Source organism: Rhizobium sophoriradicis (assembly GCF_003939025.1).
Lineage (GTDB): Bacteria > Pseudomonadota > Alphaproteobacteria > Rhizobiales > Rhizobiaceae > Rhizobium > Rhizobium sophoriradicis.
This window is the reverse complement of the sequence record NZ_RQIH01000023.1, coordinates 69831-87175: the sequence shown is the minus strand read 5'-3', so window position 1 is coordinate 87175 and position 17345 is coordinate 69831. Positions and strand designations below refer to the sequence as shown.

At 61.4% G+C, this 17345-nt stretch carries 17 protein-coding genes, 1 tRNA gene and 1 rRNA gene; 5 read left to right on the top strand and 14 right to left on the bottom strand.

The window, feature by feature from the left end; translation table 11 throughout:
- From rrf to EFR00_RS29630, 5 genes are all read left to right on the top strand, one after another.
- Positions 1-85: ribosomal RNA gene (gene rrf / locus EFR00_RS34330) — 5S ribosomal RNA — on the top strand; the annotation flags it as partial.
- A 120-nt stretch (positions 86-205) separates the two neighbouring features.
- Positions 206-282, top strand: a tRNA-Met gene (locus tag EFR00_RS29645).
- 370 nt (positions 283-652) lie between these two features.
- Positions 653-1654 (top strand): NADH-quinone oxidoreductase subunit NuoH, encoded by a 1002-nt coding sequence (gene nuoH, locus EFR00_RS29640; protein WP_077994905.1) that lies wholly within the window; start codon positions 653-655, stop codon positions 1652-1654.
- Positions 1655-1664: 10 nt separating this feature from the next.
- Positions 1665-2231 carry an NADH-quinone oxidoreductase subunit I gene (locus tag EFR00_RS29635; protein ID WP_077994904.1) on the top strand — a complete coding sequence of 189 codons (567 nt, stop codon included), beginning with the start codon at positions 1665-1667 and terminating at the stop codon, positions 2229-2231.
- A 45-nt stretch (positions 2232-2276) separates the two neighbouring features.
- Positions 2277-2717, top strand: coding sequence for a CBS domain-containing protein (locus tag EFR00_RS29630; protein ID WP_009987535.1), 441 nt, complete (start codon positions 2277-2279; stop codon positions 2715-2717).
- Positions 2718-2893: 176 nt separating this feature from the next.
- Here EFR00_RS29630 and nuoG read toward each other — a convergent pair whose 3' ends face one another.
- The 14 genes from nuoG to EFR00_RS29560 form a co-directional block, all read right to left on the bottom strand.
- Positions 2894-5473, bottom strand: a complete 2580-nt coding sequence (gene nuoG, locus EFR00_RS29625) for an NADH-quinone oxidoreductase subunit NuoG (RefSeq protein WP_077994903.1) — start codon at positions 5471-5473, stop codon at positions 2894-2896.
- Positions 5474-5504: 31 nt separating this feature from the next.
- Positions 5505-6770: an NADH-quinone oxidoreductase subunit NuoF gene (gene nuoF, locus EFR00_RS29620; RefSeq protein ID WP_077994902.1), complete on the bottom strand. Its 1266-nt coding sequence runs from the start codon at positions 6768-6770 to the stop codon at positions 5505-5507.
- 4 nt (positions 6771-6774) lie between these two features.
- A complete protein-coding gene (gene nuoE, locus EFR00_RS29615; protein WP_010056746.1) occupies positions 6775-7287 on the bottom strand; it encodes an NADH-quinone oxidoreductase subunit NuoE in 513 nt (170 codons plus the stop codon).
- Positions 7288-7305: 18 nt separating this feature from the next.
- Positions 7306-8520 carry an NADH dehydrogenase (quinone) subunit D gene (nuoD, locus tag EFR00_RS29610; RefSeq protein ID WP_077994901.1) on the bottom strand — a complete coding sequence of 405 codons (1215 nt, stop codon included), beginning with the start codon at positions 8518-8520 and terminating at the stop codon, positions 7306-7308.
- Between the two features lie 29 nt (positions 8521-8549).
- Entirely contained in the window at positions 8550-9086 is a 537-nt protein-coding gene (locus tag EFR00_RS29605) for an NADH-quinone oxidoreductase subunit C (RefSeq protein ID WP_009989232.1), read from the bottom strand.
- Positions 9083-9586, bottom strand: coding sequence for a NuoB/complex I 20 kDa subunit family protein (locus EFR00_RS29600; protein ID WP_003582024.1), 504 nt, complete (start codon positions 9584-9586; stop codon positions 9083-9085). Before EFR00_RS29600 ends, EFR00_RS29605 begins: the two co-directional genes overlap by 4 nt.
- Positions 9574-9939: an NADH-quinone oxidoreductase subunit A gene (locus tag EFR00_RS29595; RefSeq protein ID WP_038692760.1), complete on the bottom strand. Its 366-nt coding sequence runs from the start codon at positions 9937-9939 to the stop codon at positions 9574-9576. Before EFR00_RS29595 ends, EFR00_RS29600 begins: the two co-directional genes overlap by 13 nt.
- Positions 9940-10068: 129 nt before the next feature.
- On the bottom strand, positions 10069-11508 hold the full coding sequence (locus tag EFR00_RS29590; protein WP_077994900.1) for an NADH-quinone oxidoreductase subunit N: 1440 nt from the start codon (positions 11506-11508) through the stop codon (positions 10069-10071).
- The gene (locus EFR00_RS29585) at positions 11505-12980 is read right to left on the bottom strand and encodes an NADH-quinone oxidoreductase subunit M (protein WP_077994899.1); all 1476 of its coding nucleotides are present in this window, start codon (positions 12978-12980) and stop codon (positions 11505-11507) included. Before EFR00_RS29585 ends, EFR00_RS29590 begins: the two co-directional genes overlap by 4 nt.
- An 8-nt stretch (positions 12981-12988) precedes the next feature.
- Positions 12989-14749, bottom strand: coding sequence for a Na(+)/H(+) antiporter subunit D (locus tag EFR00_RS29580; RefSeq protein ID WP_077994898.1), 1761 nt, complete (start codon positions 14747-14749; stop codon positions 12989-12991).
- Complete coding sequence (locus tag EFR00_RS29575; protein ID WP_077994897.1) at positions 14742-14996, bottom strand: hypothetical protein; 255 nt, start codon at positions 14994-14996, stop codon at positions 14742-14744. The genes EFR00_RS29580 and EFR00_RS29575 overlap by 8 nt, the downstream gene beginning before the upstream one ends.
- On the bottom strand, positions 14993-16456 hold the full coding sequence (locus tag EFR00_RS29570) for a monovalent cation/H+ antiporter subunit D family protein (protein WP_077994896.1): 1464 nt from the start codon (positions 16454-16456) through the stop codon (positions 14993-14995). The genes EFR00_RS29575 and EFR00_RS29570 overlap by 4 nt, the downstream gene beginning before the upstream one ends.
- A gap of 4 nt (positions 16457-16460) precedes the next feature.
- On the bottom strand, positions 16461-16763 hold the full coding sequence (gene nuoK / locus EFR00_RS29565) for an NADH-quinone oxidoreductase subunit NuoK (protein ID WP_038690941.1): 303 nt from the start codon (positions 16761-16763) through the stop codon (positions 16461-16463).
- A complete protein-coding gene (locus EFR00_RS29560) occupies positions 16763-17263 on the bottom strand; it encodes an NADH-quinone oxidoreductase subunit J (RefSeq protein ID WP_009996280.1) in 501 nt (166 codons plus the stop codon). Before EFR00_RS29560 ends, nuoK begins: the two co-directional genes overlap by 1 nt.
- Positions 17264-17345: the final 82 nt, after the last annotated feature.

The window sequence follows — 17345 nt, the reverse complement described above, 5'->3', positions numbered from 1 at the left end:
GTTCCCTTTCCGAACACGGCCGTGAAACGCCCCTGCGCCCATGGTACTTCGTCTTAAGACGCGGGAGAGTAGGTCGCTGCCAGGTCTGCAAATCGCAACTATAATCTTCTCATCACATCCAACGGCCAACACGCCGTTAAAAGGCCGCTCATAAAGCGGCCTTTCGTGTTATAATACTGCAGCAAGTCAATCCGACTTGCGATGGCGCGGGGTGGAGCAGCCCGGTAGCTCGTCAGGCTCATAACCTGAAGGCCGCAGGTTCAAATCCTGCCCCCGCAACCAAATAAACAAAAGCCCGCCTCGTGCGGGCTTTTTGATTCCAAAACACATCTGAGAATCGTTGGGACGAAGACTTCATCTTCTCAAGGAAAGCCAGATAGATGCCGGCAATGGCCAGGTTTCAGATGGTTCACAAACAACCATCGTTCTATCCGCAAGTAGCGCAATACACACACGTGCGCATCGAACCAGTCGGCTCGAACCGTCCTGAACCCAGACACATCATCGCAGCGACCACATAACTGTAGTGGCATTGTAAGAGCTGCGTCGCCGTTATACTATGTAGCCTGACAAAGTGCTCAAGTGCTCAGCGTATAGCCGGAGCCAAAGTCCGGTTGCGCGTTTCAACCCGATGTATAAGTAGCCGCGGATCATGGAGCTTATCGTCGCCCTTGGCCTGATCGTTTTCAAGGTCGCGTTTCTGATTGCGATCTTGCTGCTGCTGCCCTTGCCGCTGACCTGGCTGGAACGCAAGATCGCAGGGCACATTCAGCAGCGGATGGGACCGATGCGCGTGGGGTGGCATGGGCTTCTGCAGCCGGTGGCGGACGGAATCAAGCTCTTGACCAAAGAGGACCACATCCCGGCCGAGGCCGATCGATTCCTGTTCAAACTGGCGCCAATACTGGCGCTCGCCCCTCCCTTTGTGGTGTTCGTCGCGATCCCCTTCGGCGAAAGCATCTCGGTCCTCGGCTCCGAGATCACGCTCTACGTCTCCAACATGAATGTGGCATTGCTCTTCGTCTTTGCGGTGATCGGGATCGAGGTCTATGGCGTCATCTTCGGTGGCTGGGCCGCTAACAGCAAATACGCGGTTCTCGGCAGCCTCAGGACCTGCGCGCAGATGATCAGCTACGAGATTCCGATGGGGTTCGCGGTGGTCGGGGTGGTCATGTTGGCGCAATCCATGAGCCTGCTCGACATCGTGCGGGCCCAAACCGATGTCTGGAACATCGTCTACCAGCCGGTCGGCTTCCTCGTGTTCTTCGTCGCCGGACTGGCCGAAGCGCAGCGTATTCCTTTCGATCTTTCGGAAGCGGAAGGCGATCTGGGCGCCGGCTTCCATACGGAATACAGCGGTATCCGCTTTGCGTTCTTCATGGTCAGCGAATATGCCATCGTGTTGCTGGTGTCGGTCCTGGTGGTGATCCTGTTTTTCGGCGGCTGGAACGGTATCCTAATCCCCTTGCCACCACTGCTCTGGTTTGTGGTCAAGGTGGCATTCTTCGTCTATGTGTTTATCTGGTTCCGCTTCACTTTCCCCCGCTACCGCTACGACCAACTGATGGCGATCGGATGGAAAGTCTTGCTTCCTCTGTCGATGGCGAACATAATTGTAACCGGTGTACTTTTAGGGGCCATGGCGGCTCCGTAGCGAGGCGGCGATGTCGCGCGCGCAGGACAAAGCTGGAAGATGGATCGGCTGGGCGTTCTTCGCCGATCTGGCGAACGGCTTGGCTCTGACCTTCGGCTACATGTTCTCCAAGCCGGTCACCATGCAATATCCGGACAAGGAAAAGTGGTTGCCCTATTCCCGCTATCGCGGGCATCACTTCCTGAAGCGTGATGAAGCAGGCGAGATCAAATGCGTGGCCTGCGAACTCTGCGCGCGGATCTGTCCCTGCGACTGTATCGAAGTCGTCCCCTACGAGGACGAGAAGGGCAACCGGCACCCGGCCAAATTCGAGATCGACACGGCTCGCTGCCTGTTCTGCGGGCTGTGCGAGGACGCCTGCCCAGCCGATGCAATCGCGCTCGGCCAGCAGTACGAATTTTCGAGTTTTTCCTCGCGTGACCTGGTGATCGGGCGCGACGACCTGCTCGCCAAGCCGGGCAAGGCGGCAACCGGCGGCGGCGTGGTTACCGCACGCCTGAACACAAAGAAGGACGTGCTCGTCGAGACGAAAGAGAAGCAGGGCTACAATTGGTGGCGGAATATCCGGCGAACGTGAACGCGCGCCATCCGTCAATCCGGAGCGCGCAGACAGGAGGCTCAGATGCTTGTCGGCGAAATCATGAAGAACAAGGGTGTCGGTGTCATCGCGGTTGCTCCCGATCAGACGATATTGGAAGTCTTGAGGCTGTTTCGCGACAGCAATATCGGCTTCGTCGTCGTCGGCCAATCGAACGACGAATACCTGGGTTCGCTATCGGAGCGGGATTGCTGCAATGCGGTGGCGGAATACGGGTCCGAGGCGGCGTTGATGCGCGTCGCGGATGTCATGAACCGCAGTGTGGCGACCTGTTCGACACGAGATTTGCTACCCGTCGTGATGGGGATCATGACCCAGCGGCGTACGCGTCATGTGCTGGTTCTGGATGGAGGCGACGTTGTCGGCGTGCTCAGTATCGGCGACGTGGTTAAACATAGGCTCGAGGAAGCGCAGCGCACAGAGCAGGAACTGCAGGATTACATCTGCGGAACCAGGTATCACTGATGCCGCCAGCTTGATGTGAGGAGGCTAAAGCGCGTCGCATCAAATTTGATCCATGCGACGCGCTTTAGCCCTTTGTTTTTTTGCATGTCGTTATCCCGGAACCGCTGCACACTTCCGGGCGACACGCATTGGGGCAGGGCAGCTTGCGGGCGGCGCGGCGCCCCGACCCCAAATCTTCAGACCCCACGCCAGATCCGGCTCGTGCGGTCGACCTCAAGCGTGGCCTGCACCTTCCGGACCTCCACCGGGCATGGGTATTCACCCCGCCGCATCAGGCCGTTGAGACGCAAGGCTCTATAGTTTTCCGGAACGAAGACGAGGCCCTTGGGAAACCGCCCGTCGACCTTGAGCTGGGCCGTCAGTTCGCCCTGGGCGGAACGCACAATGACCTGATCGCCATCCGAAAGGCCAAGCTGTGCGGTATCCTGCGCGCTCATCGCGACATAGGGATCATTGGCGACCGTGTTCAGGATGTCCGACCGTTCGGAAAGATAGCCGTTGTGGAACAGGCAGTCCCCGGTGATCAGCATGAGCCGGTCGGCTGCTGGCGGGACGGGCGGCGGCGCAAAGAACCTGGCCGCAGGTGCCGTCGGCACCGCCTTGGTGAATGCGCCGTCGGCGCCAAGTCCGTCCTGCGTCAATCCCTGGTAGGCGGGAACAAACCGCGCAATCTCGTCGAAAATTTCGCCTTGCGTCGACGGCCGCAGTGCCTGGTTGCGAAGCGCCGCGACGAAGTCGAAGATCGCCAGATTGCTCCGCGCCTCGAAGGCGGGTTCGCGGAATTTGCGGACCTTCTGGATTCGGCCCTCGTTGTTGGTGAACGTGCCGGTTTCCTCGCCGTAACCTGCCGCGGGTAGGACGACCTCGGCAAGGCCCGCCGTATCCGTGAGGAAGGCGTCCTGCACGATCAGGAGATCGGCGGCGCCAAGCGCCCGCGACACGAAATCCCTGTCGGGATAGGCAATCAGGGGGTCGGTTGCGACGATGTAGAGAGCGCCCATTCGCCCGCCGACGCAGAGCTCCAGAATGGCGTCGAGATCCGCGCCGGGTTCAGACGGGATTTCGGCGCCCCAGTTCCGCGCAAGAGTTGTGCGCGCTACCTCGTCGGTTACCGCCCGCAGCCCCGGCAGAGCCGCCGGCAGAACTCCCATGTCCCAGGCGCCCATCTGGTTGGCACGGTCGAAGAGGAACTGCATCGCCAGGTCCTTGCCGAGCAGGCGCAGAGCCTGCAGCAGATTATTGATCTGCTGCAGCGTCGCGCTCGCTTCGGGTGATCTCAGGAGGTCGACGCTGACAAGCACGGTGACGCTGCGGCCGTCCTTGAGCGCCGCGGCCAGACGATCGGGCCCGTCAATGCCGGTTTCCACCGCTGACTTGCCGATTGCCGCGCCGATGCCCGCAAGAACGGTGCCCGGCAAGGCCTCACCAACTGCCGCTACGAGACCGGTCACCACCGCCGCAAGGCACGCCGCTTCTCCGCCCGGCGGCACGCGAACCACCACCCTGGCATCGGCATCCAGACGGGATGGCCGCGCCGAGAGCATGAGCAATCCGGTCTGCCGCCGCCGCACGCCATCCCGCAGCAGGTATTCGGTGACCGGGTTCTCCTCGGTGACGTTGCCGCCGACCACGAGCACACAGTCGTTGCCGATCACTTCGTCCAGCGGTGCGCGGCTGTTGAAGGCTGCCATTAGCGGGCCGAGCGTATCGAAGGGCGTGGACCAGCGTGACGAACAATCAATGCTGTTGGTCTGGAATGCCGTCCGCATCAGCTTCTGAAACTGATAGAGTATCTCGTTGGGTAGGCGAGGCGAGGCCAGCCCGCCGGCAGCCTTGCCCTCGACGGCCGACAGCCGCTGGCGCAGATAGTCCCCCGCTTCGTCCCAGGAAACCGAAACCAGGGTACCATCACGACGGATCATCGGTCGCTTGATCCGGTCCCGGCTCTCGACGAAATCGAGGCCGAAGCGTCCCCGTACGCAGAGCACTTCGCGGTTAAGCCCCTCGTCCCACTTCGAACGCACCCGCATGAACTCGCCCTTGCGCGTGCCCACCGTCAACTGACAACCGGTGCCACAATGCGGGCAGACCGTGTCGGTCTCGACCAGATCCCAGGGCCGCGCCTTGTAGCGATAGGGAAAGCTCATCAGCGCGCCGACCGGGCAGACCTCGACGCAATTGCCGCACTGGTCGCAGCTTGCGAGACTACCCTCGAAGCCGGTGACGGCGGTATCCATGCCTTTTTCGACGGTACCCAGGGCGACCGCGCCGACGACCTCCTCACACATCCGGACACAGCGCTGGCACTGGATGCAGCGGTTGACGTTCATGATGATGACCGGGCTGAGACGGATGTCCTCGGAATGGAAGACACGTTTGGGATCGTGAAACTCGCTTTTGCGAGGCCCGTAGGCCATCACCATGTTCTGAAGCTCGCATTCGCCGCCCTTGTCGCAGATCGGACAGTCGAGGGGGTGGTTGGCGAGCAGCATATCGAGCATGGAAGCGCGCGTTTCCTCGATCAGAGCTGTCTTCGCCCGCACCACCATACCCTCGGTGACGGCGGTGGCGCAGGACGGCTGCAGCCGCCGCTGCCCCTCGATCTCCACCAGGCACATGCGGCAGGAGGCCAGCGGCGGCAGGCGCTTCAGATAGCAGAAGGTTGGGATATCGATGCCCAAACGCCGGGCGGCCTGTAGCACTGTCGAGCCAGCCTCAACTTCCAGCGTTCGTCCATCGATCGTAATGCTAACCATACTTCCTCGCAGTCCTGTCGCGGTGCAGGCTTCAGTGAAAGGGGCACCTGTGCTCCTCGATATGGGCGACGAACTCATCGCGGAAATGCGCGAGTGCCGCCCGCAATCCCATCGCTGCGCCGTCACCCAAGGCACAAAACGTATTGCCGAAAATGCCCTTGCAGAGCATCTCCAGCTGCTCCAGATCGCCGGCAGCACCTTCCCCGGTCTCAATCCGGCGCAATACTTTTACGGTCCAGTTCAATCCTTCCCGGCACGGCGTGCACTTGCCGCAGGACTCATGATGGAAAAATTCGATGATCCGGGTCGCGACCTTGACCATGCAGGTCGAGTCGTCGATCACGATAACGCCAGCCGAACCGAGCATCGAACCGGCGGCAGCCAGCGAGTCGAAATCCATCCTCACTTCCAGCCCGTGCTCCGGTATGACCGGCGCTGAGACCCCGCCCGGGATCACCGCCTTGATTCTGCGTCCCGGCAGCACGCCGCCGGCGTGGTTCTCGACCAGTTCGCGCAGCGGTATGCCCATCGGCAATTCATAGAGGCCGGGTTTGTGCACCTGCCCACTGAGGCAGTAGAGCTTCGGGCCGGGGCTCTTGTCCGGGCCGATGCCCCGAAACCAGTCCGCCCCCCGCATAACGATATGCGGCACGCAAGCGAGCGTCTCGACATTGTTGATCACTGTCGGGCTGGCGTAGAGCCCCGCCACGGCCGGAAATGGCGGCTTCAATCGCGGCTGCGCCCGTTTGCCCTCGAGCGACTCGAGCATCGCAGTCTCTTCGCCGCAGATATAGGCGCCGGCGCCGCAGTGGATGTGTACGGCGAAATTGAAATCCGAGCCCAGAATGCGTTTTCCGAGATAACCCTTTGCGTGGGCCTCGGCGATCGCCTGCTCCAACCGACGGATCGCCGTCACATATTCTCCGCGAATGTAGACATAAGCGGTTTCGGCCCCAATCGCGTATGCACTTACCGCCAACCCCTCGATCAGCTGATGCGGGTCGCGCTCCATGATGATCCGGTCCTTGAACGTGCCCGGCTCGCCCTCATCGGCGTTGCAGCACAGATATGTCGGCTTGCCGGTCCGCTTCGGTACGAAACCCCATTTCATGCCCGTTGGGAATCCGGCACCGCCGCGACCGCGCAGGTTGGACCGTTTGACGAGATCAATAACCTCGTCGGGCGTGTATTCGCGAAGTACCGTGGCCAGAGCCTGGTAGCCTCCGCCGGCCTCGAAGGTGGAGAGCAGATGGCCATCCCGAACATCGACATTCTTGAGGAGGATCGGTTCGAACATGAGGCTATTCTCCCGGCGGTGCTGCTGAGGCGAGATCGGCACCAGTCGCTTGCCCCGCCTCCGTTCGCAACCTGTCGAGAAGCGCGTCGATTCGCGCGATGTCGAGGTCGCCGTGATAGTCGTCGCCGACCTGCATCACTGGAGCCATCTCGCAGGCGCCGAGGCATTCGACGGTCGAAAGCGTGAACAGCAGGTCCGGGGTGGTCTCGCCCTTCTTGATCCCGAGGACCTCCTCCAGATGCCTCAGCAGGTCCTCGGATCTGCACAGCATGCAGGAGACGTTGTCGCAAAGCTGCAGGTGAAACATGCCCACCGGTTCGGTATGGAAGAGCGTGTAGAAGGTTGCCAGCTCGTAGACCCAGATCCGCTCGACCCCGAGAATGTTGGCGACCTCCTCCAGCACCGGACCAGGCAGATGGCCATGCTCCCGCTGCGCGATCCGAAGCGCGGGCATGATCGCCGAGCGCTGGTCGGGATACCGCGCCGCCGCCTCTTCGATCTTTTCGCGCATGGCCATCACGTTCCAAATCCTCTGCTACTTGTCCACCTCGGCCATCACGGGGTCGAGGCTGCCGAGCACGGCGATCATGTCCGCCAGATAGCGGGCGTTGGTGACCCCGAAGAGGGCCTGAAGATTGACGAACGAGGGTGCCCGCACCTTCATGCGGAACGGTTTTGGCGAGCCGTCACTGATGATGTAGAAGCCAAGCTCGCCCTTTGGCGCCTCGATTGCCGAATAGACCTCGCCCTTCGGCACCTTGAAGCCGTAGGCCGACAGGTCGAAATGCTGGATCAGCGCCTCCATCGAGCAGTGCACCCGATCCTTGTCCAGCGGGAAGGCGATTGTCGGCATATCGATCTGGAACCGCCCCTCAGGCATCTGGTCGATGCATTGTTCGATGATCCCTATGCTTTCGCGCATCTCGTCGACGCGGCATCGCCAGCGTGCATAGCAATCGCCCTCGTCACGGGTGATGACGTTGAAATCCAGCCGGTCGTAGATCTCGTAGGGCTCATCGCGCCGGATGTCCCAGTCGACACCGGACGCACGCAGGTTCGGGCCGCTGAGGCCGAGATCGACAGCATCCTCGGCGGAGATCACGCCGATCCCCTTCGTGCGATTGAGAAACACCCGGTTATCTTCGAGCAGTCGCTCATAGTCGCGGATCCGGTTCGGGAAGATGTCGCAAAACTCCCGGATCTTCGGGAAGAATTCGTCAGGCAGGTCCTCGCGCACTCCGCCGACCCGGCAGAACGAGGTGTGCATGCGCGCACCGGTGATCATTTCCAGGAGGTCCATGATCATTTCACGTTCGCGCATGACGTAAAGCAGCGCGGTCATGGCGCCGAGATCCATCGGCAAAGCGCCCGTGATCAGGAGGTGACCGGAGATCCGTGACAGCTCGGCCATCATCACGCGGATATATTGCGCCCGGATCGGTGCTTCTATGCCGAGGAGTTTCTCCACTGCCAGCGCGAACGCAAGGTTGTTCGAGGGCGGGCAGAGATAGTCGAGCCGGTCCGTCAGCGGGAAAATCTGGGTATAGGTGAAGCTCTCCGCCAGTTTTTCGGTGCCGCGATGGAGGTAGCCGATATGCGGATCGACGCGCTCGACGAATTCGCCGTCCAGTTCGAGGACGAGCCGAAGAACCCCATGGGTGCTGGGGTGCTGCGGACCGAGGTTGAGAAGCACTTCCCTGGTATTGAGCGCTTCGCCCTCAGGCCTGCTGAGTTCGGTGACTTCAGTCATCTCAACGGTCCGGCGTCGAACGGCCTCCCCTACGGAATGTCCCTGGTGGCAAGGTCGGGCTGCGTTGGCGGCGGACCTTCGGCACCGAAGGGGTTCAACTTGTCCCTAAAGCCCCTGAGGGGGAAATCCTTGCGCTGAGGAAAGCCCTCGAAGCCTTCCCACATATAGATCCGGCGCAGATCGGGATGTCCCGTGAACCGGATGCCATACATGTCCCAGGCCTCACGCTCATGCCAGTTGGCGGTGCGCCAGACTCCCGTGACCGAAGGCACTTCAGGGGGATCGCCAAGGCGGCACTTGATGCGGACCCGCCGCCTGTTGGGCAGCGAATAGAGATGGTAGACCGCCTCGAACCGCGGCATTTCGGGATAATGATCGACCCCGCAAACGTCCGAGAGGAAATTGAATTGCAGCGCCGGATGCTCTTTCAGGAACCGGCAGAACTCGACGATCCTCTCCGGCGGAACGGCAAAGGCCTCGATGCCGTGCGCAGTGCCGAGGTCCTCGATTGTTTCTCCGAAGCGCTCCATGATCGGAGCGCGATTGAGGGACGGCTCCGCACTCATGATGCTATAACCCGATCCAGAGGCGTGCCGGCGAGTGCCCGCGACCTCTTGATCTTTTCTTGAAGCAGAAGGAAGCCGTGCATCAGCGCCTCAGGCCGGGGCGGACAGCCAGGCACATGTACATCGACGGGCACGAAGGTTTCCGATCCCTGCACCACGGCGTAGGTGTTGTAGACCCCGCCCGAAATAGCGCAGGTGCCCATTGCGATCACCCAGCGTGGTTCCGGCATCTGGTCATAGAGCCGCCGCACGACGGGCGCGAATTTCCGTGTCACGGTGCCGGCGATGATCATGACGTCGGATTGTCTCGGCGAAGGGCGGAACACGACACCGAACCGGTCGAGATCGTAGCGGGCGCAACCGGCGGAGATCATCTCGATGGCGCAGCAGGCAATGCCGAAGGTCTCCGGCCACAGCGCCGATCTGCGGCTCCAACTGATGATGCTGTCAGCCGTGGTGAACAGCACGCTGTCGCGGATCGCGTTGTTTACGCCTCCCATTCCAGCGCTCCTTTCAGCCAGGCGTAGGCGAAGCCCACGAGAAGCAGCACCATGAAGACGATCATTTCGATATAGCCGACCAGCCCGATCTCTTTCAGGACGACAGCCCAGGGAAAGAGGAACATCGCTTCGACATCGAAAACGACCAGCAGGATCGCGAGAATAAAGAACGGTACCCTGAAGCGGCCCGCCGACGCCTCGCCCGCGGCGTCCATGCCGCATTCATAGGGCATGTTCTTGGCGGGATAAGGATTGGATGGGCGCAGCAGCGAGGAGACGAACAACGTCACCCCCGTCACCAGAACGACTCCGGCGACCATGAAAAGAACCGGCAAGAATTCCATTGCAGTCATGTCACTGCACCGGTCGCCCATCGACCTCATCCCGATCGGGTAAATCGGTCACGCCGCGGCGCGACTTGGGCAATCCTTCCTCTGCTTTCAAGTCTATTCCGTCGGTGTGATCATTGCAAATCCAATCGCTCACCCGCCAAATACCGAATCTTGGGCAAGCTTCAGAAACCACGACGGAAACAGGCCGATGCCGATCGTGCCGGCAGCGGTGACGGCGAGTGTCGCGCCGACCAGAGGCGTCAGTGCCGGGGCGAACGCCCTCTTAGGCTCGCGCATGTAGATCACCATCACGATGCGGATGTAGAAATAGGCGGCGACGGCGCTGAGCAGTACTGCGATAACCGCAAGCATGACGAAACCACGCTCGACAAGGGCGACCAGCACGTAAAACTTGGCGAAGAACCCGGCCGTCGGCGGAATGCCGGCCAGCGAGAAGAGATAGAGCAGCATCAGAAGCGCCAGCCCCGGATGCGACTTGGCGAAACCCGCATAGTCGTCGATGACCTCGCCCGAGAAATCGCCGTTCCGCATCATGATGACGGTGCCGAAAATGCCGAGATTCATGAACGCGTAGATCAGCAGATAGAGCATCACGCTGGCGATCCCATCGGCGCCGCCGGCGGCCACGCCGAAAATGGCGAAGCCGGCATGAGCGATGCTGGAATAGGCCAGGAGGCGCTTGAAATTATCCTGGACCAGCGCGACGAAACTGCCGAGCGCCATCGTCGCCACCGCAATGACGGCGACGATGATCCAGACGTCCGAGGCTGCGACCAGAGGGTTGAGGAACACCCGCAGGATAACCGCGAACCCTGCCGCTTTCGGGCCGACCGACATGAAGGCGGTGATCGTCGTCGGCGCGCCTTCGTAGACGTCCGGAACCCACATATGGAACGGCACCGCGCCGACCTTGAAGACCAGCCCCGCGACAATGAAGACGACCGCCAGCAGCAATCCGGGATCGAGCGGATCGCCGGTCACCGCTGCAGCCATCGCGTCCAGTTGCGTGGTGCCGGTCAGCCCGTAGACCAGCGAAACGCCGTAAAGGAAAATCCCGGTCGAGACCGCGCCAAGGATCACATATTTCAGCGCCGCTTCGTTCGATCGCCGCTCTCGCCGCAGGAAGCCGGTCAGCACATAGGTACAGAGCACCACCAGTTCGAGGCCCACATAGATCGACAGGAGATCGGTGGCCGACGCCATGATCATCATTCCCGAAAGCGCGAAGAGCAGCAGGACATAGTATTCGCTGCTGCCGATCCCTTCGACATCCGCATATTTTCGCGAGAGGAGGAATGTCAGAACCGTGGCCAAATAGAACACGAACTTGAAGAAGACCGCGAAGCGGTCGGCGACGAACATGCCCGTGTAGGCCGGCCGCACCTCGCCCGCCAGCATCAGTGTTGCCAAGGCGGCAAACAGCACGATGGCAACGGACGCCGAGACAAGGAAATATTCCTGTCTCTTTGGCACAAACTGTCCGAGGATCAGCAGGATACAGGCCCCTGTGATCACGATGATCTCGGGCAGGCTCGCAAGGACCGACTGGAGAAGCGCAGCGGCGGTCATTGGCCGCTCTCCTCACCGTGCACCTGCGCCAGCAGATGTTTCGCCGAGGCATCGATGATGTTGAGGAAAGGTTTTGGATAGAGCCCGACCCAGAGCACGAAGACGCTCAGCGACAGGATCGCAGCGAGCTCGCGGGCGTTTACGTCACGCATCTTGAACCGGGCGCTGACGCTCGCCGGACCAAGCGCGACTTTACCATACATGCCAAGCAGATAGGCCGCGCCCAGCAATGCGCCCAGAACGGCGGCCGCGCCGACGGCCGGGTTGGCTGCAAACCCGCCGGACAGCACGAGCAACTCGCCCACGAACGAATTCGTTCCCGGCAGCGCCATCGACGACAGGATGAACAAGGCAAGAAAGGCGGTATAGACCGGTGCTGCCTTCATCAGCCCGCCATAATCGGCGATGCTGCGGGTGTGGGTCCGCTCGTAGATCAGGCCGACGAACAGGAACAACGCGCCCGTTGTCACGCCATGATTGAACATTTGCAGGATACCGCCCTCGAGCCCGCGGAGGTTCAGCGCGAAAATCCCCATCGTCACGAAGCCCATGTGGCTGATGCTGGAATAGGCCACCAGCTTCTTGAGGTCGTCCTGCGCCAGCGCAAGCAACCCGCCATAGACGATCGCAAGTGCCGAAAGCGAAAGCATCAGGGTGGAATAATACACTGACGCCTCCGGCAGCATCGGCAGCGAGAATCGCAGGAAGCCGTAGGCGCCCATCTTCAGCAGTACTCCGGCGAGGATGATGCTGCCCGCTGTCGGCGCCTGCACATGGGCGTCCGGTAGCCAGGTGTGGACCGGGACCATCGGCACCTTGACCGCGAAGGCAACCAGGAAAGCGAAGAACAGCCACGACTGGACCCGGAACGGCAAATCCTGTGCTGTCAGAGCGAGAATGTCGAAGGTCTCGCCGCCGCTGAAATAGAGCACGATGACGCCGACCAGGAACAGGACGCTGCCTGCCAGCGTGTAAAGGAAGAACTTGAAAGCCGCATAGACCCGGCCGTCGCCGCCCCAGACGCCGATGATCAGGTACATCGGGATCAACATCGCTTCCCAGAAGACGTAAAACAAGAACAGGTCGAGTGCGCAGAAAACCCCCAGCATCAGCGCCTCCATGGCCAGCAGACTGACCATGAATTCCTTCACCTTGCGGTCGATCGCGACCCACGAGGCGAGCACGCAGGTCGAGCCCAGCAGCGCGGTCAAGAAAACGAAGAGCGCACTGATTCCGTCGATGCCAAGCGCATAGGTGATCCCGAGCGCAGGAACCCACGGGCGCGTCTCGGTAAACTGCATCGCGTGGGTCGTGGTGTCAAAACCGACCAACATAGCGATGCAGAGAGCAAGGTCGAGGACGGTGACACCCAGCGCCATCCACCGCACAGCAGCGTCGCTGCGCAGAAACATCAGAACCGCTGCCCCGGCGGCGGGTGTGAATATGATGAGGCTGAGTAGCGGTAACCCCATGGGACCCCCTACCGCCACGCCACGGCGAAGATGGCGGTGGCCGCGATCACACCGACGATCATCGCCAGCACGTAATGGGTCACGACGCCGGTCTGGAGTTGCCGGAGCCGCCCGCCGCCGCGCAGGATCGAGCGGGCAACGCCGTTCACGATGGCGTCTACCACGGTGAGATCGATCCGCAGTCCCGCCCGTGCCGCCCCATACAGCAGGGGTAGCGCCGCGGTTTCGGACACCCCGCTCACCGCCTTCTCGTAGCGCGCCAGCGGTCGTTCGGCGAACCACATGAAGACCCGTCCGCCCTTGCGATAGAACCAGTCGGTGTCGATGCTAATGGTGTTTTCCGGGTCGAGCGCCCGCAGGAACAAAACGAACCCGAAGGCAGCGAACATCAGCAAGCCGAGGCTCTCCGTGACATGGAGGCCAGTGTAAGGTTCGAAGTCGACCGGATAGGGCAGAAGCGCATAAAGCGGCTGCGGGAACACTCCGATCGCAATGCAAAGCACCGCCGCCATTCCCATGGCGGCCAGCATGTTGCGCGGCGGCTCCCGCGCCTCCAGTTTCCGGTCCGTGCCGAAAAACATGTAAAACGGCAGCTTCAAGCCCGTGTGCAGGAAGGTCCCCGACGATGCCATTGTCAGCGCCAGCACCACCAGCGCCCGATGATCCTGTCCGGCGGCGGCGATCACCATCGATTTGGTGACGAAGCCCGAGAAGAAGGGAAATGCCGAGATCGCGAAGGCGCCGACCATGTAGAGCGCCACCGTCAGCGGCATGGTCTTGTAGAGCCCGCCAAGCTCGGTCAGCTTGCGCCGGCCGGTGACGTAGATCACCGCCCCGGCACCCATGAACAGAAGCGCCTTGTATAGGATATGCGCAAAGGCATGGCTGGTGGCGCCGTTGACAGCCATCTCGGTCCCGATACCGACGCCCGCCACCATATAACCCACCTGGCTGACGATGTGATAGGCCAACAGGCGCCGGCAGTCGTTCTCCAGTACTGCATAGATGACGCCGTAAAGCGCCATCGCGATGCCGAGCCAAACGAGAAGCTCGGTTCCCGGAAACGCGCGCGCCAGCACATAAACGGCGGTCTTGGTGGTGAAGGCGCTCATGAATACCGCCCCGGTGACGGTTGCCTCAGGGTAAGCGTCGGTCAGCCAGGCGTTGAGCGGCGGCACGGCGGCGTTCAGAAGGAACCCGGCAAGGATCAAGTAGGCGCCGGCGCCCATCCCCCCGCCGATCGGGTCTAGGAGTAGCGAGCCTGTTGAAAGCCCGTAGAGAATGATGCCGCCAAGCAGGACGACGCCGCCGGTGATATGGACCATGAGATACCGGAACCCGGCGCTGATCGCTTGCCGGCCGCCCTGTGCGAAGACCAGATAGGCAGAGGCAAACGCCATGCCTTCCCAGAACAGGTACAGCGTCAGGTAGTCGCCGGCGAATACCACGCCGAGCGCGCTCCCGACGTAGACGAACGCAGCGACGTGCTGGCCGGGGCGAGGCAAGTGCAGCGCGTAGACCGTTCCAATCAGGGCCATGATGGTGAAAACCGTGGCGAAGACGCTGCTCAGCTTGTCGACCTTCGCGACTTGGATTTGCTGCCCGAGGAACGACGCCGCGCCGTAGTTGCCCGGCTGCATCGTAACCACGGCGAGGATCGCCAACGCCGGGATCAGCAGCAGATAAGCCTTGCGGATCGATCCTCTGAGGAATGGGATCGGCAGAGCGCCGAGAATGAAGAGCAGGGCCGGATGGATGAAGTCAGTCATAGTAATCCTCGCGCCGCATCAGCCCAGCCCGATGGCCGAGAAACTTGGAAACGAAGATGAGCAGCACGCAGGAGCCGAAGCCGTAGACGGCCGACCAGCCCGGCAGGCGGTCCCACAGGTATTCGGCGTGTTCGCGGGGAACGAGAAAGTCGGCGATCACGATAACAACGAGCGCCAGATAAAACAGCCGGCGCCGCTGATGCGCATATATTTCGGCACCAAAGAAATCGACCACGCGCTTGATCATCTGACCACTCCGTCCGCCAAGGTGAGGAAATAGCCGGGGAAGATGCCCATCAGCACCGACAGGATGGCGGTCGCGACCAGCGGGATGGTGACCATCGGAATTTCCCGAACCGTCGCGGGGCCCTCCTGTGCCTCAGTCCCGAAAAAGGCGAGATAGCTGATTGGCAGGAAATAGGCGGCGTTCAGGACCGAACTTATGAGGAGCACGATCAGGAAGGGGATTTCCCCCGCCTCCACCGAACCCCGTGCCAGATACCACTTGCTGACGAAGCCCGCGGTCAGCGGCATCCCGATCATGCTGAGCGAACCGATGAGGAACGCCCCCATCGTCCAGGGCAGCCTGCGGCCGATCCCAGCCATATCGCTGATGTTGCGCTTGCCAGACGCGCAATAGATTGAACCCGCGCAGAAAAACAGTGTGATCTTGGAGAACGCATGCGCCGCGATGTGAACGATCCCGCCGACCATCGCGACCGGCGACAACAGAACCGCGCCCAGCACGATGTAGGAGAGTTGGCTGACGGTCGAATAGGCGAGCCTCGCCTTCAGGTCGTCCCGCGTGAGGGCGTAGATCGATGCCGTGAGGATCGTGAATGAAACCAGATAGGCCGTGGCGATGCCGAGGCCCAGCTTCCCCACCAGCTCGACGCCGAAGACATGGAAGACCACGCGCAGCACGCAGAACACGCCCATCTTGACCACGGCCACCGCATGCAGGAGCGCGCTGACCGGTGTCGGAGCCACCATCGCGGCAGGCAGCCAGGCGTGCATCGGCATCACCGCGGCCTTGGCGAAGCCAAAGAGATAGCAGAAATAAACGACCGTCAGCAGCAGCGCCGAGGCATCAGCTCCCGCCAGCAGCCCGCCCCTCACAAAGTCGAGCGACCCCGCAATGTGGTAGGTCAGCGCCAGCGCGGCGAGCAGCACGCTTTTCGACGCGCCCATCAGATAGACGAGGTACTTGCGGCTGCCCGTCCATCCTTGCTCGTCCTCGTGGTGGTAGACGAGGGGATAGGTAACGAGACTGAGCACCTCGTAGAAGATCACCAGCGTAAACAGATTGGCGGCGAAGGCACCCCCGGCGGCGGCGGCCAGACTGCTGGCGAAGCAGGCGAAGAACCGGGTCTGCGCATGCTCGTTCAAGTGCCGCATGTAGCCGATGGAATAGATCGCGGCCACGATCCACAGCAGCGACGAGACGGTGGCAAACACCATGCCGAGCGCATCGACCCGGAAAGCGAAGTCAATCCCCGGCAGGATCTCGAACAGGCGCAAATCGATCGTCCCGCCAGCCAGCACGGTGGGTGCCATCGAGGCGACAATCGCGAACATGACGATTGCGGCCAAGGGCGAGACGATATCGCGGAGTTTCTCGCGGTTGTTCAGAAGGAGAATCGCAAGGGCCGCCATGCCTGCGACGGCAACGGCAAGCAGCGGCCGGATCGATATCACCGGGTCCAAACCGCTATCCTTTCATCATGGTCACGTCGTCGACCTTGAGGGTGGACTTGTTCCTCACGAGGGCGACCAGGATACCGAGGGCGACGGCAACCTCCGCCGCGGTGATTGCGATGACGAAGATCGCGAAGATCTGCCCGCGGAAATCGTCGTAGTAATGCCCGAAAGCGATGAAGTTGATGTTGACGGAGTTGAGCAAAAGCTCCAGCGACATGAGCACCACCAGAATGTTGCGCCTGATCAGTACGCCCGCTGCTCCGATCACGAACAGGACCACTCCAAGCACAATATACCACGAGAGCGGAACCATCAGTCCTGCTCCTTCCGCGCCAGCACGATGGCGCCGACCAGGGCCGCCAAAAGGATCACGGAGGCGATTTCAAACGGCAGGAGATAGTCGGCGAAAAGTGTCGTGCTGAGCTGCCTGATCTGATCGCCGCCGCGCATGGCGACAGGTTCGATGACCGAAAAGCGGTCGCTCCAGAGCACCAGCACCAGCATCTCGAGCCCAAGCACGACGACCAGCACCAGAGCCAACAGGTTGCCGCCCGGCAAGAACCGCTGCAACACCGCTTCGCGCACATCGATCATCATGATCACGAACAGGAACAGGACCATGATCGCGCCGACATAGACAAAGATCTGGATAACCGCGAGGAACGGCGCCTCGAGCAAGACGAAGATGGCCGAGATATTGAGGAAACACGCCATCAACGCCAATGCGCTGTGAACCGGATTCCGCGCCAGGACCACCGTCAGAGCGGTGACCACGGACACCGTAGCGAACAGAAGAAAGAACCCCTGATCCATCGACGCCGCCCCTCCGGCGCGAACTGTCACTCGGCGCGAGACGGCCGGCTATGAGATCGTGCCGCAACTTCAGATGCGTTCA